We start from the raw sequence: 21,825 nt of genomic DNA on the forward strand, positions 1-21,825 counted from the left end.
TGGGACAACCGTCCCGGTTTATGCGACGCGAGAGGTGCTACATGCGTTCCGGAGTGATGACGCCCAGAAGGTCGAGTCCCTTGCTCAGGGTGCGCAGGGTCAGGGCGCACAGCGCGAGCCGGGACGTGCGGGTGTCCTCGTCCGGCGCCTTGAGCACCGGGCAGTTCTCGTAGAACGTGGTGTAGGCCGAGGCGAGGTCGAACAGGTAGGCGCACAGCCGGTGCGGCTCGGCGGCCTCCGCCGCCGTGGCCAGCGCGGCGCCGAAGCCGAGCAGGTGCAGGGCCAGCGCGCGCTCGGCGGTGTGCTCGACGGAGATCGGGCCGATGGCGTCCTCCGGCGCGACGCCGCCCTTGCGGAAGATCGAGCGGATCCGCGCGGTGGCGTACTGGAGGTACGGGCCGGTGTTGCCCCGGAAGGAGATCATCCGGTCGAAGTCGAAGACGTACTCGCTGTCGCGCGCCACCGACAGGTCGGCGTACTTGACCGCGCCGATGCCGACCGCCTCGACCACCTCGCGCCGGGCGACCTCGTCGAACGGCTCGTCGTGCGGCACGTCGTCGAAGGCCGCGCCGGCCCGCTCGACGGCCTCGTCCAGCAGCTCGGTCAGTTTGATCGACTTGCCGCTGCGGGTCCGGAAGATCTTGCCGTCGGAGCCGAGGACGTTGCCGATCTGGGCGTGCTCGGCGCGTACGCCGTCCGGCAGCCAGCCCGCCATCCGCGCCACCGCGAACAGCATCTGGAAGTGCAGCGCCTGCTGCGAACCGACGACGTAGATCATCCGGTCGACGGTCAGCTTGTCCACGCGGTAGCGGATCGTGGCCAGGTCGGAGCTGGAGTAGTTGTAGCCGCCGTCGCTCTTGCGGATGATCATCGGCAGCGGGTCGCCGTCGCGGCCGGTGAACCCGGGTGGGAAGGCGCACAGCGCGCCGTCGCTGATGGTCGCGACGCCGCTCGCGGCGAGCTCGTCGGCGGTCTCGGCGAGCATGTCGTTGTAGAAGCTCTCACCGCGGATGTCGTCGTCGGTGAGCGTGACCCCGAGCCGCCGGTAGATCGTGTTGAGGTAGACCTTCGACAGGTCGACCAGACGCTCCCAGTGGCGCATCGTCTCGGGGTCGCCGGCCTGCAGGCTCACGACCCGCCGCCGCGCCCGCTCGGCGAACGTCTCGTCGCCGTCGAACTTGGCCCGCGCCGCCTGGTAGAAGGCGTTCGGGTCGGTCTCCAGCAGCAGCGCCTCGGGGGAGTCCTCGCCGACGTCGAGCAGGTGCTCGATCAGCATGCCGTAGGGCGTGCCCCAGTCGCCGAGGTGGTTGTCGCGTACGACGTTGTGGCCGAGGAACTCCAGGACCCGCGCGACCGCGTCCCCGACGATCGTCGTGCGCAGGTGGCCGACGTGCATCTCCTTGGCCACGTTGGGCGAGGAGTACTCGACGACGGTCGTCTGCGGCGCCGCGGTGGGCTCGACGGACAGCCGCTCGTCGCCGTGCATGATCTGCGCCTGCCCGGCGATCCACTCGTCGCGCAGGGTCACGTTGATGAAGCCGGGCCCGCTGATCTCCACCTTCTCGCACATGTCGGCGACGTCGAGCCGCTCGACGATCTCCGCCGCGAGGTCGCGCGGCTTTCGGCCGAGCTTCTTGGCCAGCGGCAACGCCACGTTGGCCTGGAAGTCGGCGAACTGCGACGGCCGGATCACCGGATCGGCGTCGGGCTCCCCGAAGGCCGCACCGAGGGCGGCCTGGAACCGGGCGGAGAGAACATGTTGCGGGTCGGACATGAAGATCCTCATGACGGCGTGTGGCAGCTCACGCTGCGAAGTCCCTCAAAGCCTATCGGCGGAACCCCGCGACCCCGACCGAATATCGTTCACCTCGCGGGTCATCGCCTCCCCGCGGGCATGGCGGCGGTGTCGAGCGTGACCTCGACCGGCGCGGGCAGCGCGAGCCGCCCACCGGCCGGGATCGGGGTCGCCTGCCGGTAGTCCCCGTCACCCGGCTCGGCGAACAGCGTGAGCGACGGCGTGCCGGCGCGTGCCTCCTCTTCTACGTACGGTTCCGTTCTGATAACGGAGCGTGCGCAGGGGGTCTGACAGGACTACGGGCGCCTGCCGACGACGGAGAAGGTCATGCCGGCTCGCTGGAGGCGGGGCAGGAGGGCGTCGCCCATCGCCTCGGCCGTGGTGACCTGGCCCGCCGTCTTCGGCAGGTCGTCGTAGGCCAGGGACATCGCCGACTCCGCCAGCATCTTCGCCGTCTCGTCATAGCCCGGGTCGCCGCCGGTGACCTTGGTGACCACCTTCTCGCCGCCCGCCTCGCCGGCGAAGTGCACGCTGAACCAGCTCTTCGCCCGCCGCTCGGACGACGGGCCCTCGCCCGGCTGGATGCGGCCCAGCAGCCAGTTGCGCACCGGCGGCACCTGGGCCGCGGTCACCAGGCCCGCCGCCCCGGCGGCCAGGCCGGCCGCCGACGGCAGGTGCTTCACCGCGACGAAGTGGCTGTAGGAGAAGTCCGGCCCGTACGACGGCAGGGCGACGGCCGAGCGCCGGACGACGTCCGGGTCGATGGTGGGCAGCGGCAGGGCCCAGGCGCCGAGGCCGGCGTTGCGGTGCGGGCGGCCCTGCACCGCGCGGGCGCGGCGTCCCTCCAGCGGGGGCTCGGCCCGGCGCCGCCGGCGATGGGCCCGCATCGTCTCCCGGCCGCGGGAGAACGCGGTGAGCGCGGACCGGTACGTGCCGCCGGAGACCGTGGCGCTCACGCGGACGTACCCGCTGACGTGCACGGGCACGTCCGCGGGCAGCCGCTGGACCGTGAAGTAGACCCCCAGGTCGTGAGGGATCGAGTCGAACCCGCAGGCGTGCACGAGGCGCGCGCCGGTCTCGACGGCGCGCGCGTGGTGCTTCAGGTACATCAGGTCCACGAACTCCGGCTCACCGGTCAGGTCGGCGTAGTGCGTACCGGCCTCGGCGCAGGCGGCCACGAGCGGCTCGCCGTAGTCGATGTACGGGCCGACCGTCGTGGCGACGACGCGCGTCGACTCGGCCAGTTCGCGCAGGGAGCCGGCGTCGGTCACGTCGGCCCGCAGCAGCGGCACGTCGAAGCCGAGCCGGTCGCGTACCGCCTCGAGCCGCTCCAGGTTGCGGCCTGCCAGGGCCCAGCGGCCGTCCGCCGGCATGTTGGCGGCCAGATAGTCCGCGGTGAGCCCGCCGGTGAATCCGGTCGCGCCCAGCAGCACGATGTCGAATGACCGCTCCATGGAGTCCTCCCGGATCGTTACCGGTGAGTTAACTTAGAGCCTTGAGACGGCCCGGGTCACGTACGGCGACTCACAATCTCATCACGGCACGCTCAGCGCGGGTCCTCACGGCGGGGGAGCCGGTGCGGGCGTGTCGCCGCGATGCCCTCGCCGATCTGGTCGATGATCCGGCTGTCCGCCAGGTCGCGGGCCAGGACGCAGGCCGCCGACACGCCGGGCGCCCGCGAGGCGCCGTGGGCGATCACGACCGTGCCGTTGAGGCCCAGGAGCACACCGCCGCCGTACGTCTCAGAGTCCAGCCGGTCCCGCAGCACCCGCAGGCGCCGCCGCTGGAGCAGCGCGCCGAACTTGGCGGTACGGCTTGCGGTGACCGCGTCCCGCATCTCGGCGACCACGAGGCGTACGGCCCCCTCGACCGTCTTGAGCGCGACGTTTCCGGTGAAACCGTCCGTCACCACGACGTCCACCTTGCCGGTGAGCAGGTCGGAACCCTCGATGTTCCCGGCGAACCGGACGCCCTCCACGTCACCGCTCAGCAGCTCGTGCGCCCGGCGGGTCAGCTTGTCGCCCTTGCCCGCCTCCTCGCCGATGGTCAGCAGCCCGACCTGCGGCGCGTCGACGCCGAGCCGGATGCGGGCGTACGCCGTGCCGAGCATCGCGAACTGCACCAGCATCTCCGGCTTGGCGTCAGCCGTGGCGCCGGCGTCCAGCAGGACGGTCGGCCGGGGCCGCGTCGGGAGAACGACGGCGATCGCGGGCCTCGCGACGCCGGGCTGCCCGCGAAGCCGCAGCCGGGACGTCGCGACCACGCCGCCGGTCGACCCGGCCGAGACCAGCGCGGACGCGTGGCCCCGGCGGATCACCCGGCACGCGACGGCCACCGACGAACGCGGCCGGCGCAGGCCCGCGAGCGCGCCCTCGTCCATCCCGACGACGTCCTCGGCGTTGACGATCGGGATCTCGCCGAGGGCCTCGTGGTCGGCCAGGAGGTCGCGGAGCCTCGGCGCCTGGCCGACGAGGATGGGCCGTACGCCGTGCTCGCGGGCGGCCAGGACCGTGCCGGCCACCACCTCCTCCGGCGCGTTGTCCCCGCCCATCGCGTCCACGACGATGCGCTTGCTCTGAGTTTCGGTCCGCTGGCTCACACGGCGGCCCGGTCCGGCGGCTCGAACTCGCATGCGCGAAACGTACCGTGATGATCGGCGGGCGCGTTCACCGGTCGCGGTCCTGGCAGCCCCGGCCCAGGCAGTGGGTGCGGACGATCTCACGGCCGCTCACCGTGATCACGAACTCCTGGCGCGGGTGCGCGGAAGCGGCGTCGGAGGCCACGGCGTCCACCCGTACGGGCTCCTCGTGAGCCGTGTGGCCGAGGCACTGGACCCGTACGACGGACATGGTGTCGGCGGACAGCGTCCGGCAGCGCATGCCCCGCTTGATCGTGTAGCCGAGCCCGCGCATCTCCTCGGTCGCCCCGCGGGCGGTCGCGTTGCGGAGCGAGCTCTCGGAGACCTTGCGCACCGGGTCGGTGCACCCCGCGACGGCGAGGAGCACCAGGAACAGGAGCAGGAGACGCTTCACAGGCCGTCCACCGCCTCGGCGACGACCTCGGGCCGGTCGATCTGCACCATGTGACCGGTACGGGGGAGCACGATCTGCCGCCCGTACGGGCTGAGCGCGGCGAGCTGGGCGTGAACGCGCTCCCAGCCCGGCCCGGCGTCGCCCAGCGCCGTGATCACCCGGAGCGGTACGGGGGGAAACGCGGTGGATGAGCGCAGGGCGAGCAGATCGGCGGCGAACTGCCGGTAGGTGGCGTGCTCGGCGAGGATCGCGCCGAGCACGTGCGGCTGCGTGTAGACGGCGCGGGCGTACGCGGGCGGTGCCGTGTCGCCGCGCTCGGTCATGCGCCGCATCACCATGCCGCGGATGCGGGGGCCGAAGCGGGGGAGCCCGGTCACCCCGGCGGCCCACCCGGCGATCCCGGCGGCCGACGCGAGCCGGCCCAGCCGGCGGGCGTGCCGCGGCTCGTCCGGCTCGGCGCTGGGGTCGACCAGCACCAGACCGTGGACCAGCCCGGGGTGGAGCCGGGCGAACGCCTCGGCGTGGAACCCGGCGATGGAGTGCGCCAGCACGGTCACCGGCGGCCCGGCCCAGCGGGCGAGCGCGGCCAGGCGGTCCGCCTCGTCCCGGAGCCCGGCGGTCCGGCGTACGGGCGGGCTTCCGCCGAGCCCGGGCCGGTCGAAGGTGACGACGCGATGCCGGTCGCGCAGAAGCTCGGTCACCGGGATCCAGTCGAACCACGCGCCGCCGGCCCCGGAGCTGACCAGGACGGTAGGCGAGCCGGCTCCTTCGTCGACGACGTAGAGGCGATCGCCGCCGACGTCGGCGAGCTCGCCCGGAAACTTCGCGTTCACGTCCGCGCGGCCTTCTCCCAGGCGCCGTCGTCCGGCCCGTTACGCCGTTCCGGCCGCAACCCGGGGCCCACGGTCCACCGGGCCGGCACGGTGCGGGCCGGCGACCCGGCCCGGTGAGCGCGCCGCCGGTCGGCGCGGAGCTGCGCGGCGATGACGAACAGCCAGATCGAGATCATGGCCACCTGGGCCCGCTCGACCACGCCGAGCAGGACGCCGGCGTACATCAGGGGCAGCGTCGCCACGGCCGTCACGGTCTCGATCACCAGCAGCAGCCAGCTCCACCGAGCGATCACCGGCCAGCGGCGGTCGCGGCGGGACGCGATGGTCAGCGCGATGAGGCTGATGATCCCGGCCGTCACCACGCACACGCTCGTCACGCTGTGGAACTGGTGGGCGAACGACACCTTGCCGGCGCGCTCCCGCAGGGCGCAGGTCGTGTCGGAGTTCGGCGCGCAGTCCATGGCGAACAGCGAGTCGGCGATCGAGAACGCGCCGAACACGACGAGCGCCAGCCAGCCCGCCAGCGCGCAGCCCCGCGGGCGCACCGACCGCAGCACGGCGGTCACGACCACGATCGTCAGCAGGCCCGAGACGAAGTCGCCGGCGGCGAAGAGATAGTGGAGCGGCTGGTCGCTCGCCGACAGCTCACTGACGTAGCCGTTCACCGGGTCGAGGCCGGGGTTGAGGGGGAACTGCAGCACCCACGAGGCGTAGGTGACCCCCGCGAGGGCGGCAAGCCACCACGCGAATGCCGGCACCGTCCCCGGCTCGCGCGAACCCCCGTTCGAGCGCACAGTCATCCAGGCCCCCCAAGGTCCAAGCATAGGTACCCCGGGGGGCCGGGGGCGACCGCGTCAGCGCCGTGACCTGCTCCGACGTCAGGCGGTACGGGGCGTCAGAAGCCTTGGAAGATCTTCGTGAAGACTCCGGCGTCCTCGTCCAGGCCGCTGCAGGTGTCGCTCGTGACGTTGGTGTCCGACGTGCAGGGCGCGTCACGGGTGAGCGACCACATCGAGAGCCGTCCGAGGCCGTGGGCGGCGGCCCACGCGACCACCTGCCGGGCGTCGGAGGGGCGGAACTGCGCCCCGACGCCCGCCACGCCGATCACCGGTGTGAGGCCCATGCGCTGCCACACCTCGGCGTCGCTCTGGCGGTAGAGCCGCTGGAGCTGGCCGTGCGCGACGGTCGCCGAGGCGGTCACCGACTGCCCGGCGCCGTCCGCGGGGACGAGGTTGACGAGCGAGACCTGGAGGCCGGCCGCGGCGGCCGAGCGCAGCGCGTCCAGGCCGGCCGCCGACAGGCCGGACCCGTGCAGCGGCAGCGTGATCGACAGCGGCAGGGCGTGGTCCTTCTGGAGCCGCGCCAGGGCCTCCGTACGGCGCTGGGCGGACGCGGTGTCGGACAGCGCGGCCTCGGTCAGGTAGAAGTCGAGCCCGGCGGGGTCGGTGGCGTCCACGGCCTTGCGGTACTGCTCGACCAGGTCGTCGACGCTGTCGCAGTCCTGCGCGAGCTCGACGCCGTGCGGGCCGCCGAAGGACACGACGACCTTGCCGGGCACGTTCTTGACTCGCTTGACGGCGAACGACGCGTCGACCGGGGACATGCCGCCCCAGGCGGCCGAGCAGCCGCCGCCCGCCGCGACGAAGCCCATCGTGTAGTCCTTCACGCCCTTGGGAAGCGTGAGGGGCGGCCAGGTGAGCACGTCGGCGTAGGGCGCGAACGCGATGCGCGGTCCGGACGAGGCCGAGGGCGACGCGGACGGAGTGGGCGTACGGGGAGCCGGCGCCGAGGGCGAGGCGGACGCCCCCGCGGGGGCGTGCGACCCGGCCTTCACCGCCGTGCCGGGCCGTGCGTCGTCCCGGGGTCTGGAGGGGCCGGCCGTGAGCCCTCCGGAGTCGCCGGTGGCGGCGTACACCACGGCTCCACCGGTCAGCGGGACCAGCAGGCCGGCCGAGACCAGCGCGACGCGGCGACCGGCTCGGCTGCGATGGCGCCTCTGTTGGGGTCGCCCTTGCCGTTTGCGGTGTTTACCCACGATCTCTCCACGTGGGGCGGCAGCGTCACAGTGGGGCCAGAGTGACATCTGTCGCGTAGCGGGACTTGTCCTTACAGAGTATGTCGCAGAACTCTTACAAAGATCTTGTCTGCGGCGCGTGTCGAGCTGACACTTCCGGGCGCTCTGTGACGTTGAGGGGTCAGTGCCCCGCGCGTACGCGTATCGATAAGCACCCACGCGGGTATCAGATTCGTAAGAAACGGGAGATTCAGGGTTCAATGGGGTGGGGAGCGTAGCGGCGCCGCGAGCTGCGGCGCCGTAGCCGACTGTGAAGGAGTGACACGACCTGACAGCGACCGTCCGTACGCCTGCCTGGGCGAGTGCGGCGCGTCGCACGCCTTCCCTCGAGTCAAAGGAGCAACAACACGTGACCTTGGTCAATGACGCGGTGCCGGCCGCCGTGCGACCCACCGGCCGCCGATTCCGCGCCTACACGGCGAAACACCTGGACGAGCTCACCGCTCGCGCCGGGTTGACCGCCGAGCAGCGCCTGGGCACCAGGGCCGTCGCCACGGTGCTGCCCTTTCGGACGAACAGCTACGTCCTCGACGAGCTGATTGACTGGTCCGCGGCCCCTGACGATCCGATCTACCGGCTCGTCTTCCCCCAAGAGGACATGCTGCCCGCCGATGACGTGGCGCGGCTGTCCGACCTCCTGCGCCGAGACGCCCCCAAGGCGGACATCGAGGCGGTCGCGCACGAGGTGCGCATGAAGCTCAACCCCCACCCGGCCGGTCAGCTGCAGCTCAACATCCCGAGCTTCCACGAGGAGCCGATGCCGGGAGTGCAGCACAAGTACCACGAGACCGTGCTGTTCTTCCCCAAGCAGGGACAGACCTGCCACGCGTACTGCACGTACTGCTTCCGCTGGGCGCAGTTCGTGGGCGAGCCCGACCTCAAGATGGCCGCCGACGACATCGAGCGCCTGAAGAAGTACCTCGCCGGTCACCCCGAGGTGACCAGCATCCTGTTCACCGGCGGAGACCCGATGATCATGGGCGAGTCGGTGCTGCGCCGCTATATCGAGCCGCTGCTCGAGGTCGAGCAGATCGAGTCCATCCGCATCGGCACCAAGGCGCTGGCGTACTGGCCGCAGCGCTGGGTGACCGACCCGGACGCGGACGACACCCTGCGGCTGTTCGAGCGGGTCGCCGAGTCGGGCAAGTCGCTCGCGTTCATGGCCCACTTCACTCACCCGCGTGAGCTGGAGCCGGCGATGGTCGGCGAGGCGGTGCGCCGCATCCGCGACACGGGCGCCGTCATCCGCACCCAGGCGCCGCTGATCCGTACGATCAACGACTCCCCGGAGATCTGGGAGACGATGTGGCGCAAGCAGCTACGCATGGGCATGGTGCCCTACTACATGTTCGTGGAGCGTGACACGGGACCGCAGGACTACTTCGCGGTGACGCTCGCCCATGCTTACGAGGTCTTCCGCGACGCGTACAAGAACGTCTCCGGTCTGTGCCGTACGGTCCGCGGTCCCTCCATGTCCGCGACGCCGGGCAAGGTCTGCGTCGACGGCGTGGTCGAGGTCGGCGGCGAAAAGCTCTTCGTCCTGCACTTCATCCAGTGCCGTGACCCGGAGTTCGTGAACAAGCCCTTCTTCGCCAAGTACGACCCCGAGGCCGTCTGGCTGACGGACCTCAAGCCGGCGCTCGGCGCGGAGCGGTTCCCCTTCCAGGGGATCGTCCTCGGCGGCGACACCTCGGCGCACGATCTGGCGGCGACCGGTCCGTCCGTGTGACCTTCGTATCGGCCGGGCCTCGCGCCGACCGATAGCGGACTCGAAGCGGAACGATTGCGCCGTGCTCCATCATGAGAATGGCCTGGGTCGGTGTGTGAACGGCGGCCCGGGTCCTGATGTGGCGGCGGCAGGCGTTCCCGGGGGTCCGGAGGTGACCAACGGGGCCGGGACCCGGCCGGCGCGTCGCATGGTTCCGCGGGGTGCGCCGACGGGACCGAGGTTTCGGGGCCGTGCTCAGCGATGAGTACGGCCCCGAAAACATTTCTCAGCTCTCGTACTCTGGGACGATCTGCGCCCGGGCCAGCGTGTGCGCGGTGACGTTGAAGCCCACGACCGCCGGCGCGGTGTCGTCGGGCAGCCCCAGCGACTCGGTGTCGAGGGCGTGCACCGTGAAGACGTAGCGGTGCGGGACACCGGGTGGCGGCGCCGCCCCGCCGAACTCCTTGTTGCCGTAGTCGTTGCGGGCGTGCAGGGCGCCCTTCGGCAGCCCTGTGAAGTCACCGCCGCCGGCGCCGGAGGGGAGTTCGGTCACCGACGCCGGGACGTCGTACAGCACCCAGTGCCAGAAACCGCTGCCGGTGGGCGCGTCGGGGTCGTAGCAGGTGACGGCGAAGCTCTTGGTCTCGGCGGGAAAGTCACTCCAGCTCAGCTGGGGTGAGACGTTGTCGCCGCTGAACCCCCAGTCGTTGAAGACGTGGGCGTTGGAGAGACGCTCGCCGTCCGTGACGTCGTCGCTGGTCACGGTGAAGGAGGGAACCGGGGGGAGAAAGTCGTGCGGAAGGGGTGGCCTGCCGGCCATGCCAACCTCCTGAGATCGCGGGTGGTCCACGGCGCCCGGCCGCATGAAACGGGCCCGGTGGCCCGGTCGCCGGGCGCCTCTCCCTAAGTCCTATCAGGAGTCCGGCTGATCCCTGTTCGTCCCTGCCGCAAGAACCGCCACGAACCAGTCGAGGACCAGGCCGCACACGACCGCGAGGGGGATCGCCACGAACACCGCGCCGGTCTGCACCGACCGCCAGAGCATCGGGTCGCCGTCGCCCAGCCGCGCCGGCAGGCCGGTGCTCACCGGCATCCGGGAGCCCGACCACACGAACGTCAGCGCGTACGTGAACTCCCCGGCGGCCAGCGTGAACGTCAGCACCACCACCGCGGCGATCCCCGGCAGGGCCAGCGGCGCGACGACGCGCAGGAAGGCGCCGAGACGGCTGTGCCCGTCCACCATCGCCTGCTCTTCGAGGTCCACCGGCACCGCGCGCAGGAACCCGGCGAGCAGCCACACCGACACCGGCACGGTCACCGTCGGGTAGACCAGGACCAGCGACCAGAAGGAGTCGGCCAGGCCCAGCGTCGCCACGATGCGCGACAGCGACAGGAACAGCAGCGGCGAGGGCACCAGGGCCACGAGCAGGATCGCGAGCGCGGCCGGGCGCCCCCACGCGCGGTTCAGCCGGGACAGCGCGTACGCCGCCGGCAGTGCCAGCACCAGCGTGACCACCACGACGAGCCCGCCGACGACCAGGGTGTTCACGACGAGGGTCGCGAACGGCGTCGAGTGGAACAGCAGCCGTACGTGCTCGGTGGTCGGGCCCGGACGTTCCCGCGGCGAGTCGCTCGCGTCGTGCTCGAACGCCGTGACCAGGCCCCACAGGAAGGGCGCCGCGCACAGCAGCGCCGCGCCCGCCGCGGCGGAGTAGACGACCACGCGGGCCAGCGCGTGCTGCGCCGCCGCCATCCGCCGCTGCCGCCCCATCTCCCGCGCCGCCGTACGGGCGGCCATGCCGTTCACGATCGGGCGTCCATGCGCCGTACGATCCGCAAGATCACGATCACGCCCGCGAGGAACAGCGGGAACAGGAACAGGGCGATCGCCGCGCCGTTGCCGATGTCGCCGCGCTCGACGCCGCGCAGGTAGGCCAGTGCCGGCAGCACCTGCGTGGCGTCGCCGGGCCCGCCGCCGGTCAGCACGCGCACCACGGCCATGTCCGCGAACGTCATGGCCGCGGTGAACACCGCCGCCACGGCCGTCACCGGCAACGTCAGCGGCACGGTCACGCCGAAGACGCGCCGCCAGAAGCCCGCGCCGTCGAGCCGCGCGGCGTCCCACACCTCGCGCGGGATCGCGGTCAGCCCGGCCATCACGATGACCGCCGCGAGCGGCGTCATCCGCCAGACGTGCACGGCGACGACCGAGGCCGTCGCCAGAGACGTACGGCCGAGCGGCGACTCGCCGCCGTGCAGCAGCGACGTCTCCCGCAGGAGCCGGTCCACCGGGGAGCCCGCCGAGCCGAGCAGCCACCGCCACGAGATCGCCGACAGCGCGACGGGCGTCGTCCACGGCAGCAGGACCAGCACCCGGACCGTACGGCGATGGCGGAAGTCGGCCAGCAGCAGGTTGGCCAGCACCGTGCCGAGCACCACGACCAAGACGACCGCGATGCCCGTCAGCGCGAGCGTGTCGGCGAGCGAGCGCCAGAACACGTGGTCGCCGAAGACCGCGCGGAAGTTGCGCAGCCCGGCGAAGCGGTACGACGGCGCGTCGCTGGTCGAACGCGAGAACGCGAACGCCACCGTCAGGCCGAACGGCGCCACCACCAGCGCGGTCAGGTAGACGATCGAGGGCAGCAGGAACGCCCAGGCCAAGAAGCCCTCGCGGTCGGCCAGGCGGGTCTTGTGCCCGGCGCGCCGCCCGGTGGCCGCCACGCCCCTCAGCCGCCGATCCGCACGGGCGCCGCGCGGGTGCCGTACTCCGCGTCGAAGAACCGCAGCCGGTCGGTCGGCACCGCGAACTCGTGCGTCTCCCCGACCGCCAGCGGCGTGATGACCGTCGCGGGCAGCCGGGCGATCACGCGCGTCTCCTGGCCGATCCTGGTGACGGAACCGTAGATGTGCCGGTCGCCCGACAGGTACTCCATCCGCTCGACCCGCAGCGGCATCGTGACCCGCGACTCGTACGCGACGTTCTCCTCCGGCAGCAGGTGCTCGGGGCGGAAGCCGACGAGCCGGTCGCCGCGCTGGACGAGGTTCATCGGCGGCGACCCGACGAACGTCGCGACGAACGTGTCGGCCGGTTCGTCGTAGATGTCGCGTGGGGTGCCGACCTGGCGCAGCCGGCCGGCGTCCAGCACGGCCACGCGGTCGCCGAGCCCCATGGCCTCTTCCTGGTCGTGCGTCACGTAGATCGTCGAGGTGCCGATCTGCCGCTGGAAGCGCTTGAGCTCGTCGCGGGTCGTGACGCGCAGCTTGGCGTCCAGGCCGGACAGCGGCTCGTCGAGCAGGAACACCGCAGGCTCGCGTACGAGCGCGCGGGCCAGGGCGACCCGCTGGCGTTCGCCGCCGGACAGCTGCCGCGGCCGGCGGCTCAGCAGGTCGGGGATGTCGAGCAGGTCGGCCGCCCACTTGACCTTGCGTTCGCGCAGGTGGCGTGGGACGTGCTCGGCCTTCAGCGGAAACTCGATGTTGCTGCGGACGGTCTTGTGCGGATAGAGGGCGTAGGACTGCAGCACCATCGCGACGCGGCGGATCCTCGGCGGCAGCCCGTTCACGAGCTGGCCGTCGATGAACACCTCGCCCTGGGTGGGCCGGTCCAGGCCGGCGATGGTGCGCAGCAGGGTCGTCTTGCCGCAGCCCGACGGGCCGAGCAACACGAGGAACTCCCCGTGGCCGGAGGTCAGGTCCACGCCGTCGAGAGCGCGGACGCGGGAGCGTTGGTACACCTTGACGAGACCTCGGGCCTCAACGGCCTTCGTGGCCGCTGCCGCCTCGTCGCGGCGCCTCAAGGACGGCTCGCCCGCCGGCCGAGCCGGCCACTGTGTTCGCCGGGCTGTGCGCCGGGCCGTTCGGTGCTCGGTCCCAACCCCCCGCCTTCCCCGGAAGAGGTGTCTCCTCTGAAAGTAGATCGCCGGGGGGCGCTGATCCAGGGGCAGTTCGCCGAAGCCGCGCGCGAGACGGTTTTCTCGTCCCAATCATGTTATTTACGTGATCGGCACGCTACAGTCCGTCATCGTGTTGACGTTGAGGAGAGCCCCCATGCGCCGAGTCACCGCCCTCGCGGCCGGCGCGGCCGCCTTCGCGGGCGCGCTGATCGCCGCCCCGGGCGCCGGCGGTGCCACGCTGCCGGCCGCCGTACGACGGCAGCCGTCCACCTCGGTCGTGTTCAACGTCCCCTCCGGATCGGTGGAGGAGCAGAACGCCATCGCCTCTCACATCGACGCGCTGGCCGCCGGGACGCCGCGCGGGGCGCTGATCCGCATCGCGGTCTACCGGTTCACCTCGCCGGCGTTCGCGCAGACCCTGCTCGACGCGAGCGAACGCGGGGTCCGCATCCAACTGGTGCTCGACGCGAGCGCCCGGCACAGCGCGACGTACCGCAGGCTCGCCGCCGCCCTCGGCACCGTCCGCGGCGGCTCGTCGTGGGTGACCGCCTGCAACCGGGGCTGCGTCGGCGACCGGCTCATGCACGACAAGTTCTTCCTGTTCTCCCGCACCGGGTCCGAGAGCGACGTCATCGTGCAGTCGTCGGCCAACCTCACCACGACCAACCGGGTCAACGCCTGGAACAACGCGGTGACGTTCAGCGACGCGCGGCTCTACCGGGCGTACGGCCGCTACTTCGCCGCGCTGGCCGCCCGGCGTCACTACGCCTACCACGCGACCCGCAGCGGCCACCGCACGCTCTCCACCTTCCCGCGCGCCGGCCGGACGCAGAAGAGCGACACGCTCTACACGCAGCTCGGCCACGTCGGCTGTGCCGCCCGTACATCGGTGCACGTGACGGCGTTCTCACTCACCCGCGCCGGCGTCGCCCGGCGGCTGTGGTCGCTCGCCCACCAGGGCTGCGACGTACGGGTGATCTACACCAACCTGGGAAAGGGCGCCCGGAGGATCCTCCGGCGGAAGGGCGGGCCGCGGATGCTGAGCAGCCACTACAGCTACTTCGACCTGTCGGCCGGCGATGAGGTGGAGGCCTACGTGCACTCCAAGTACGTCGCGATCGGTGGCACATACGCCGGGCACGGCCGGCGGCTGGTCATCACCGGCAGCCCGAACTACACCGTGTCCGGGCTGCGTCACAACGACGAGGCGACGCTCGCGATCGAGGACGCGAGCGTCTACGGGGCGTACGAGAGCAACTTTCTCCGGCTGTGGCGCACCGTGGCGAACCGCCTGCCGCTGGGTGGCCACGTGCCGGAGAAGTGACTCACATCTACTTGCCGGTCGCCTCGATGTAGGCGTCGACCACCGCGTCGGTCTCGCCGTCCATCACGAGCGTGCCCTCGTCGATCCACAGAACCCGGTTGCACATCTCCTTGATGGAGTCGAGCTGGTGGGCTACGAGGAAGACCGCGCCCGCCTCGGCGCGCAGCTCGTCGATCTTCTTGGCGCTCTTGCGGCGGAACTTCGCGTCGCCGGTGGCCAGCGCCTCGTCGATGAGCAGCACGTCGTGGGACTTGGACGCGGCGATCGCGAACCGCAGCCGCGAGCCCATGCCGGAGGAGTAGGCCCGCATGGGGAGCTGGATGAAGCCCTCCTTGAGCCCGGCGAACTTAACGATCTCGTCGTACTTCTTCTTGACCTCTTCGGGCGTCATGCCCATGGCCAGGCAGCCGAGGACGATGTTGCGCTCGCCGGTGAGGTCGTTCATCAGCGCGGCGTTCACGCCGAGCAGCGACGGCTGCCCGGAGGTGTAGACGCCGCCGCTCTCCGGCGGGAGCAGGCCGGCGATCGCCTTGAGCAGCGTCGACTTGCCCGAGCCGTTGGTGCCGATGACGCCGATCGCGTCGCCCTTGTAGGCGACGAAGGACAGGCCGCGGATCGCGTGCACGACCTTCATCGTCGGGCGGTGCTCGCGGCGGAGCACGCGCATGAAGGCGGTGGCGGCGTTGCCCTTGCCGCCGGCGCCGAACACGCGGTACTTGATGTGCAGGTCGTCGACGACCACGATCGGGTCGCGGCTCCGGTCGATGGCCACCCGCGGGGCTGCGCCCTCGGACACCTTGTACTTCTCCTGGACGGCGTCAGCCACGGCCGTACCTCTCCTCGGCGCGGAAGAAGAACCAGAACCCTACGAGGAACATCACGATCGACCAGCCGATGCCGTAGTACCACAGGTGCATGGTCGGCTCGTTGAGCGTCTGGTGGACGTAGTCGCGGTAGCTGCCCAGCAGCGCGAGGCGCGACAGCTCGACGAAGACGTACGCCGGGTTGGCCTCAAGTATGTGCCCGATCCACGGGTGGTCGTGGATCTTGGACGACTTCATCAGGCCGGACAGGCTGTAGATGATGCCGGAGAAGTAGAGCCAGGTCCGCAGGATGAAGGGGAGTAGCTGCTGGATGTCGCGGTTGAACGCGCCGATCCGGGCGAGTGCGAGGCTGATCCCGACGTTGAAGGTCAGCTGCATGATCAGGACCGGGATGAGCAGGAGCCAGCTGAGCGTCAGCGGCTCACCGAAGCCCAGCACGATGGCGAACAGCACGACCATCGAGATCAGCAGCTGCTGCAGCTCGATGATGGTGTACGCCAGCGGCAGGCTGGCCCGCGGGAAGTGCAGGGCCCGGATCAGCGACAGGTTGTCGCCGACCGACTTGGCGCCGGAGTTGACCGATCGCTGGGTGAACGTGAAGAGGAAGACCCCGGTCACCAGGAACGGGATGAACGTGTTGTGCGGCAGTCCGCGGCTCGTGTTGAGCAGCAGTCCGAAGATCAGGTAGTAGACCGCGGCGTTGAGCAGCGGTGTGAGGACCTGCCAGACCTGGCCCAGCCGCGACTCGGTGTACATCGCGATGTTCTTGGCCGACGCGAACGCCCAGATGAAGTGGCGGCGCTGCCAGAGCTGACGGATGTACGAGCCCATTGGGGGGCGGGCGGCGCTCTGCTTGAGCCCGAATCCGGCGGCGAACTCGGCCAGCGAAGGATGCCCGTTCACAAGAGGGGGCTCCGCGATCGCATGTGCCGATCCGCCACCCGAGGCTCCGAGCCGTTCCGGGTGACTCATGCGGATGAGCTTATTGCAGACACAGGCCCTCCATCGACGTTCGGTCAGATGCATGGCAAAGATGTGATCTTCGGCGTGATCCGGGACGGAAAGGGGATAGAGCGCCGATACCGCGCCTCTCGGACGTCGACGCACCGCTGACCTTGCCGAACTCGCGGACATATCTTGACGTTCACGGGGGATACAGCCCCGCATGCCCCTGTTGCAACGAGCGAGTCGGATCGACCAGCGCGCCTTCGACGCGGTGGCCGCGGCCCGGCTGACCGGTTTCGAGTACGTTCTCCCTCGCCTGTCCCGTGCGGCCGACCACTCCGTGCTGTGGTTCGGCATCGCCGGCGGTCTCGCCGTGACCAGGCAGCCGAGACTGCGCCGCGCCGCGATGCGCGGGGTGTTCGCCCTCGCGCTCGCGAGCCCGATCGCCAACCTCGCCGGCAAGCAGATGTTCCGCCGCGGCCGTCCGCTGATCGAGCTGACCGGCCTGCCGACGAGCGTCGGCCGGGGAACCCTCATCCCGTCCGCGCGCGTGCGGTGGCGGCTGCCGACCTCCCCGTCGTTCCCCTCCGGGCACTCGGCGGCCGCCGCGGCCTTCACCGGCGCGCTGGCGATGGAGGCGCCCAAGTCCGTCACGCTGCCGGTGGCGGCGGCCGCGGCCGGCGTGGCCTTCTCCCGCGTCTACACCGGCGCGCACTATCCGGGCGACGTGCTGGCCGGCCTGGCGCTCGGCGCGGTGGCGGCGGTCACCACGCGGGCGCTCTGGCCCACCCGTCCCGCGCCCGCGCCGGGCGTGTGGTCGATGCCGTCCGAGGCCGTCGCCGGCACCACGTCCGACGGCGCCGGCGTCGTCGTGGTGATCAACCAGGACGCGGGCCGCGGCGACGTCAGCGACACGCTGCGCGCCGAACTGCCCGCGGCGGAGATCGTCGAGGCGGAGGGCGACCTGAGCAAGGTCATGCGCGAGGCCGCGGACCGCGCGACGGTGCTCGGGGTCTGCGGCGGCGACGGCACGGTCAACGCCGGCGCCGAGGTCGCCGTCGAGCGCAACCTGCCGCTGCTGGTGATCCCCGGCGGCACGCTCAACCACTTCTCCCGCGCGATCGGCCTGGAGACCGTCAAGGACGCGATCGTGGCGTACCGCTCGGGCGGCGTCGTACGCGTCGACGTGGCGCGTGCCGGGGACCGGCTGTTCCTCAACACGGCGAGCTTCGGCGCGTACACCGAGCTGGTCGACATGCGGACCAAGATGGAGGCCCGGATCGGCAAGTGGCCCGCGCTGGCGGTCTCGGCCGTACGAGTGCTGCGGCACACCGAGCCGACCGAGGTCACGGTCGAGGGCCGGCGGCTGCGCGTGTGGTTCGCCTTCCTCGGCAACTGCCGCTACGGCTCGTACGGCGTCGCCCCGACCTGGCGCCGTCACCTCGCCGACGGCCTGATCGACGTCCGGCTGATCGGCGCCAAGCGGCACATCAGCAAGACCCGCGCGGTCGCCGCGCTGCTCGTCGGGCACCTCCACCTGATGCCCGACTACAAGGCGTGGCGCGCCACCGACCTACGGGTGGAGGGCGCCGATGGCTCGCTGCGGTTCGCCTCCGACGGGGAGATCGGCACGGTCGAGGGCCCGATCGAGATCACCAAGGGCCGCGCCGCGCTGGCCGTGTTCGGCCCCGCGCGCCTCGCCGAGCCCAGCCGCAGGCCGCTTCCCGAGCCGGCCGCCGAGGCGCCCGACATCTAGGCCAAGCGCCTGCTGGAGCCTCTGACCAGGCTCGATGCTCGTCTGAGGGTTGGTCGTGGCCCGGGTCGGGTACGGCCGCTCACAGGGGGGCCGCGCGGCGGCCGCTCTACGGAAGGTGGAGCATTCCGGCGCTCCGATCGCGAGGGAGGACTGGGCGACGTCCGGAGACGCCAGCGCGCGGGGTGCCTGAACGGGCTACGCGAAAGGTGAGGTCTATGCATCGCGAGAGCGACAAGCAGGGTCCGGTCCGCGACGAATACCGGCGTAAGGAGACCGAAAACCTGAGCAGAAACGGGATCGACCGCACGAGTGACGGGGACGCTTCGCCAGAGCGCCCGAGAACGGCACCGCGCGGCATGTCGCCCGCCGACGTAGCGCGCCGGGCAACGCTGACACGGCATCTGCCGCCGAGCGAGTTCCCCGCCGACCGGGCGCGCCTGCTGACCCACCTGCGGTCCCACCGGGCCCCCGAATCGGTCATCGACGCCGTATCCGGCCTGCCGGAAGGCCGGCAGTTCCACACCCTCGGCGAGGTCGTACGGGCCATCGGCCTGCTCACCGACCACTGACGCATCAGTCAGGGGGACGACGCCCCGGCGGCCGCGCTGTCGCCGGGGCTCTCGCGCGGGTAGCGTGGCGGACATGGCGCTGACCGGCGGTTCGTTCGAACTCGGCCCGGCCTCGGGCCGCCTCCTGCTCCGCACGGGCCGCAGCGGCCTCGGCCGCCGCGCGGGTCACGACCTGACCCTGGAGGCCGCCCGCTGGTCCGCGCAGGTCTCCGCCGACCTCGCCGAGCCGGCCGGCTCCTCGGTGACGGCCGAGATCGAGGCCGGTTCCCTGGAGGTCAGGGAGGGCACCGGCGGCGTGCTGCCGCTGACCGACCACGACCGATCCGAGATCGTGAAGAACATCCGCGGCAAGGTCCTGCACACCTCCGCGCATCCGGCGATCACGTTCCGCTCCACGAGCGTCGAGGGCACCCCGGAGTCGTTCACCGTCGAGGGCGACCTGACGATCATGGGCGTCACGCGACCGGTCACCGTCAGGGGCCGGGTGACGGGCGACCGCCTGACCGGCGGCACGACCGTCGTCCAGTCACGCTGGGGCATCAAGCCGTACTCCGCGATGTTCGGCCAGCTCCGCGTCGCCGACCCGATCGAGATCGAGTTCGACCTCACGATCCCCTAGCGCGGGCGTTCGACGCGGGTCTCGTCCCAGACGGGCTCGGGGGACTCATAGACCCTTCCGTCGCCGCCGAAGACCAGGAAGCGGTCGAACGAGCGGGCGAACCAGCGGTCGTGGGTGACCGCGAGCACCGTGCCCTCATACGCCTCCAGGCCCTGCTGCAGCGCCTCCGCGCTGGCCAGGTCGAGGTTGTCGGTCGGCTCGTCGAGCAGCAGCAGGGTGCAGCCGCTGAGTTCGAGCAGCAGGATCTGCAGCCGCGCCTGCTGGCCGCCGGACAGCGTCTCGAACGGCTGGTCGCCGCAGTACTGCAGCTCGTAGCGGGCCAGCGCCGCCATCGCCTCGTTGCGCAGCCGCGCGTGCTCGGTCATCAAGATCTCGGCCGGGGTGCGGTCGCGCAGCTCCGGGCGGGCGTGGGTCTGGGCGAACAGGCCGGGCACCACGCGGGCGCCCAGCCGGGCCACGCCCGTGTGCGCGACGTCCTCGCCGGCGAGCAGCCGCAGGTAGTGGCTCTTGCCCGAGCCGTTCGAGCCGAGCACGGCCACCCGCTCGCCGTACCAGATCTCGCTGTCGAAGGGCCGCATCAGCCCGGTGAGCTCCAGCGCCTCGCAGATCACCGCGCGCTTGCCCGTACGGCCGCCGCGCAGGCGCATCTTGAGGTTCTGGTCGCGTGGCGGGACCTCCGGAGGACCGGCCTCCTCGAACCTCCGCAGCCGCGTCTGGGCCGCCTGGTAGCGGGAGGCCATGTCGGAGTTGTACTTGGCCTTCTGCTTGAGCATCAGGACGAGGGCCTTGATCTTGGCGTGCTCCTCGTCCCAGCGGCGGCGCAGCTCCTCCAGGCGCTCGTTGCGCTCGCGCCGGGCCTGGGCGTAGCCGGCGAAGCCGCCGCCGTGCACCCAGACGCCCCCGGACTCGACCGTGACGATCTGCCGCGCGGCGCGGGCCAGCAGCTCGCGGTCGTGCGAGACCAGCAGCACCGTCTTGGGCGTCTCGCGCAGCCGCTCCTCCAGCCACAGCTTGCCCGGGACGTCGAGGTAGTTGTCCGGCTCGTCGAGCAGCAGCACCTGGTCGGTGCCGCGGAACAGCGCCTCCAGGACGAGACGCTTCTGCTCGCCACCGGACAGCGTCTTCACGTCGCGCCAGCGGGCACGGTCGTACGGCGTGCCGAGGGCCGCCACACAACAGGCGTCCCAGAGCACCTCGGCGTCGTACCCACCGGCGTCGCCCCAGTCCGCCAAGGCCTTCGCGTAGCGCATCTGGGTGGGCTCGTCGTCACGCTCCATCATGGCGAGCTCGGTCTGCTCCAGCGCCCCGGCCGCGTCGCGTACGCGCTGCGGCGCGGTGGTCACGAGCAGGTCGTGGACGGTCGACTCGTCGCGGATGTTGCCGATGAACTGCCGCATCACGCCCAGGCCGCCGCTGCGCGTCACCGAGCCGCTCTGGGGCTCGAGGTCGCCGGCGACCAGGCGGAGCAGTGTCGTCTTGCCGGCGCCGTTCGGCCCGACCAGCGCGGCCACGGTGCCGTCGGCGACACGGAACGAGGCGTCGGACAGCAGCACCCGTCCGTCGGGAAGGGTGTGATCAAGATGCGCGACTTCGACGTGGCCCACGTTCGTCAAGTCTGGGCCATCGGCGGACCCGGCCCAACCGCTTTTCCGCTCAGCCGCGCTTGCCGAGGGTGTTCCAGCGGGACGGCGGCCAGATGATCACGAAGGCGCGGCCGATCACGTCGTCGACCGGGACCGTGCCGTTTCCGCCGTCCTGCAGGTGGAAACGGGAGTCCGCGGAGTCCGCGCGGTGGTCGCCCATGACCCACAGGCGGCCGGGCGGCACCTTGATCGGACCGAACGGCCGGTGGTCGTCCTCGAAGATGTACGGCTCGTCCAGCGGATGCCCGTCGACGATCACGCGGCCCTGGGCGTCGCAACACCTCACGGTCTGACCGCCGACCGCGATCACCCGCTTGACCAGGTCCTTCTCGCTCGCCTGCGGCAGGCCGAACGCCCCGCCGACCCAGTTGAGCGCGCGCCGGACGGGGTTCGTCGGCTTGGCGAACTGCGCCTCGGGCTCCCACGACGGCGGCGCGCGGAACACCACGATGTCGCCGGGCCGCGGGTCGTGCAGCCGGTAGCCGATCTTCTCCACGAGGATGCGGTCCCCGGTACACCCGGCGCAGCCGTGGAGCGTGCGCTCCATCGACTCGGACGGGATGAAGAAGGCCTGGACCAGGAAGGTCTTGATCAGCAGCGACAGCACGAGTGCGACGCCGATGAGAATGGGCAGCTCACGGAGGAAGGAACGGTTCCGTTTCTTCTCCGGGGCCTCCTTCTCGGACCTCTCAGTGGCTTCCGGCTGAGGGTCCTTCTGGGGTTCCGCCTCGGGCGTGGACTCGTCTGGCACGTCCCGTACGGTAGACCGCCCGGTCGTGTGAGTGACATAAGGGGGCTCGCGGAGGCGCG

20 protein-coding genes are annotated in these 21,825 nt (G+C 71.4%); 5 read left to right on the forward strand and 15 right to left on the reverse strand.

The features are described from left to right. Positions 1-37: 37 nt before the first annotated feature. The 7 genes from argS to QWU11_RS29445 all read right to left on the reverse strand — a co-directional run bounded on the left by argS (position 38) and on the right by QWU11_RS29445 (position 7,575). Entirely contained in the window at positions 38-1,774 is a 1,737-nt protein-coding gene (gene argS / locus QWU11_RS29415) for an arginine--tRNA ligase (protein ID WP_290117703.1), read from the reverse strand. Between the two features lie 317 nt (positions 1,775-2,091). Continuing rightward, a complete protein-coding gene (locus QWU11_RS29420; protein ID WP_290117704.1) occupies positions 2,092-3,249 on the reverse strand; it encodes a saccharopine dehydrogenase NADP-binding domain-containing protein in 1,158 nt (385 codons plus the stop codon). Between the two features lie 92 nt (positions 3,250-3,341). Continuing rightward, on the reverse strand, positions 3,342-4,427 hold the full coding sequence (plsX, locus tag QWU11_RS29425) for a phosphate acyltransferase PlsX (protein ID WP_290117705.1): 1,086 nt from the start codon (positions 4,425-4,427) through the stop codon (positions 3,342-3,344). Between the two features lie 34 nt (positions 4,428-4,461). Continuing rightward, the gene (locus tag QWU11_RS29430; RefSeq protein ID WP_290117706.1) at positions 4,462-4,827 is read right to left on the reverse strand and encodes a hypothetical protein; all 366 of its coding nucleotides are present in this window, start codon (positions 4,825-4,827) and stop codon (positions 4,462-4,464) included. Continuing rightward, the gene (locus QWU11_RS29435; protein ID WP_290117707.1) at positions 4,824-5,660 is read right to left on the reverse strand and encodes an alpha/beta hydrolase; all 837 of its coding nucleotides are present in this window, start codon (positions 5,658-5,660) and stop codon (positions 4,824-4,826) included. Before QWU11_RS29435 ends, QWU11_RS29430 begins: the two co-directional genes overlap by 4 nt. Continuing rightward, on the reverse strand, positions 5,657-6,460 hold the full coding sequence (locus QWU11_RS29440; RefSeq protein WP_290117708.1) for a DUF998 domain-containing protein: 804 nt from the start codon (positions 6,458-6,460) through the stop codon (positions 5,657-5,659). The genes QWU11_RS29435 and QWU11_RS29440 overlap by 4 nt, the downstream gene beginning before the upstream one ends. A gap of 95 nt (positions 6,461-6,555) precedes the next feature. Then, on the reverse strand, positions 6,556-7,575 hold the full coding sequence (locus tag QWU11_RS29445) for a hypothetical protein (RefSeq protein WP_290117709.1): 1,020 nt from the start codon (positions 7,573-7,575) through the stop codon (positions 6,556-6,558). 508 nt (positions 7,576-8,083) lie between these two features. Here QWU11_RS29445 and QWU11_RS29450 point away from each other — a divergent pair. After that, positions 8,084-9,463 (forward strand): lysine 2,3-aminomutase, encoded by a 1,380-nt coding sequence (locus QWU11_RS29450; RefSeq protein ID WP_290117710.1) that lies wholly within the window; start codon positions 8,084-8,086, stop codon positions 9,461-9,463. 265 nt (positions 9,464-9,728) lie between these two features. Here QWU11_RS29450 and QWU11_RS29455 read toward each other — a convergent pair whose 3' ends face one another. The 4 genes from QWU11_RS29455 to QWU11_RS29470 form a co-directional block, all read right to left on the reverse strand. Next, positions 9,729-10,262: a YbhB/YbcL family Raf kinase inhibitor-like protein gene (locus QWU11_RS29455; RefSeq protein ID WP_290117711.1), complete on the reverse strand. Its 534-nt coding sequence runs from the start codon at positions 10,260-10,262 to the stop codon at positions 9,729-9,731. Between the two features lie 93 nt (positions 10,263-10,355). Then, positions 10,356-11,240, reverse strand: a complete 885-nt coding sequence (locus tag QWU11_RS29460) for a carbohydrate ABC transporter permease (protein ID WP_290117812.1) — start codon at positions 11,238-11,240, stop codon at positions 10,356-10,358. A 5-nt stretch (positions 11,241-11,245) separates the two neighbouring features. Continuing rightward, positions 11,246-12,163: a sugar ABC transporter permease gene (locus QWU11_RS29465; RefSeq protein WP_290117712.1), complete on the reverse strand. Its 918-nt coding sequence runs from the start codon at positions 12,161-12,163 to the stop codon at positions 11,246-11,248. Positions 12,164-12,168: 5 nt separating this feature from the next. Beyond that, entirely contained in the window at positions 12,169-13,176 is a 1,008-nt protein-coding gene (locus QWU11_RS29470; protein ID WP_290117713.1) for an ABC transporter ATP-binding protein, read from the reverse strand. Between the two features lie 313 nt (positions 13,177-13,489). Here QWU11_RS29470 and QWU11_RS29475 point away from each other — a divergent pair, with 313 nt between their 5' ends. After that, a complete protein-coding gene (locus tag QWU11_RS29475; protein WP_290117714.1) occupies positions 13,490-14,659 on the forward strand; it encodes a phospholipase D-like domain-containing protein in 1,170 nt (389 codons plus the stop codon). 7 nt (positions 14,660-14,666) lie between these two features. Here the strand turns inward: QWU11_RS29475 and QWU11_RS29480 are convergent, their stop codons facing one another. Both QWU11_RS29480 and QWU11_RS29485 read right to left on the reverse strand, forming a co-directional pair. Next, entirely contained in the window at positions 14,667-15,455 is a 789-nt protein-coding gene (locus tag QWU11_RS29480) for an ABC transporter ATP-binding protein (RefSeq protein ID WP_290117813.1), read from the reverse strand. A gap of 22 nt (positions 15,456-15,477) precedes the next feature. After that, positions 15,478-16,455, reverse strand: coding sequence for an ABC transporter permease (locus QWU11_RS29485; RefSeq protein ID WP_290117715.1), 978 nt, complete (start codon positions 16,453-16,455; stop codon positions 15,478-15,480). 202 nt (positions 16,456-16,657) lie between these two features. Between QWU11_RS29485 and QWU11_RS29490 the strand changes: the two genes are divergently transcribed. The 3 genes from QWU11_RS29490 (at position 16,658) to QWU11_RS29500 (ending at position 19,372) form a co-directional block, all read left to right on the forward strand. Then, a complete protein-coding gene (locus QWU11_RS29490; RefSeq protein ID WP_290117716.1) occupies positions 16,658-18,184 on the forward strand; it encodes a bifunctional phosphatase PAP2/diacylglycerol kinase family protein in 1,527 nt (508 codons plus the stop codon). Between the two features lie 215 nt (positions 18,185-18,399). Further along, positions 18,400-18,753, forward strand: coding sequence for a DUF2795 domain-containing protein (locus QWU11_RS29495; protein WP_290117717.1), 354 nt, complete (start codon positions 18,400-18,402; stop codon positions 18,751-18,753). 73 nt (positions 18,754-18,826) lie between these two features. Next, the gene (locus QWU11_RS29500) at positions 18,827-19,372 is read left to right on the forward strand and encodes a YceI family protein (RefSeq protein ID WP_290117718.1); all 546 of its coding nucleotides are present in this window, start codon (positions 18,827-18,829) and stop codon (positions 19,370-19,372) included. On the opposite strand, the gene QWU11_RS29505 is transcribed toward QWU11_RS29500, so the two are convergent. Both QWU11_RS29505 and lepB read right to left on the reverse strand, forming a co-directional pair. Next, positions 19,369-20,976 carry an ATP-binding cassette domain-containing protein gene (locus QWU11_RS29505; RefSeq protein ID WP_290117719.1) on the reverse strand — a complete coding sequence of 536 codons (1,608 nt, stop codon included), beginning with the start codon at positions 20,974-20,976 and terminating at the stop codon, positions 19,369-19,371. The genes QWU11_RS29500 and QWU11_RS29505 overlap by 4 nt on opposite strands. Before the next feature lie 49 nt (positions 20,977-21,025). Continuing rightward, entirely contained in the window at positions 21,026-21,766 is a 741-nt protein-coding gene (gene lepB, locus QWU11_RS29510) for a signal peptidase I (RefSeq protein WP_290117720.1), read from the reverse strand. Positions 21,767-21,825 lie beyond the last annotated feature (59 nt).

Source organism: Actinomadura sp. DC4 (genome assembly GCF_030406325.1).
GTDB lineage: Bacteria > Actinomycetota > Actinomycetes > Streptosporangiales > Streptosporangiaceae > Actinoallomurus.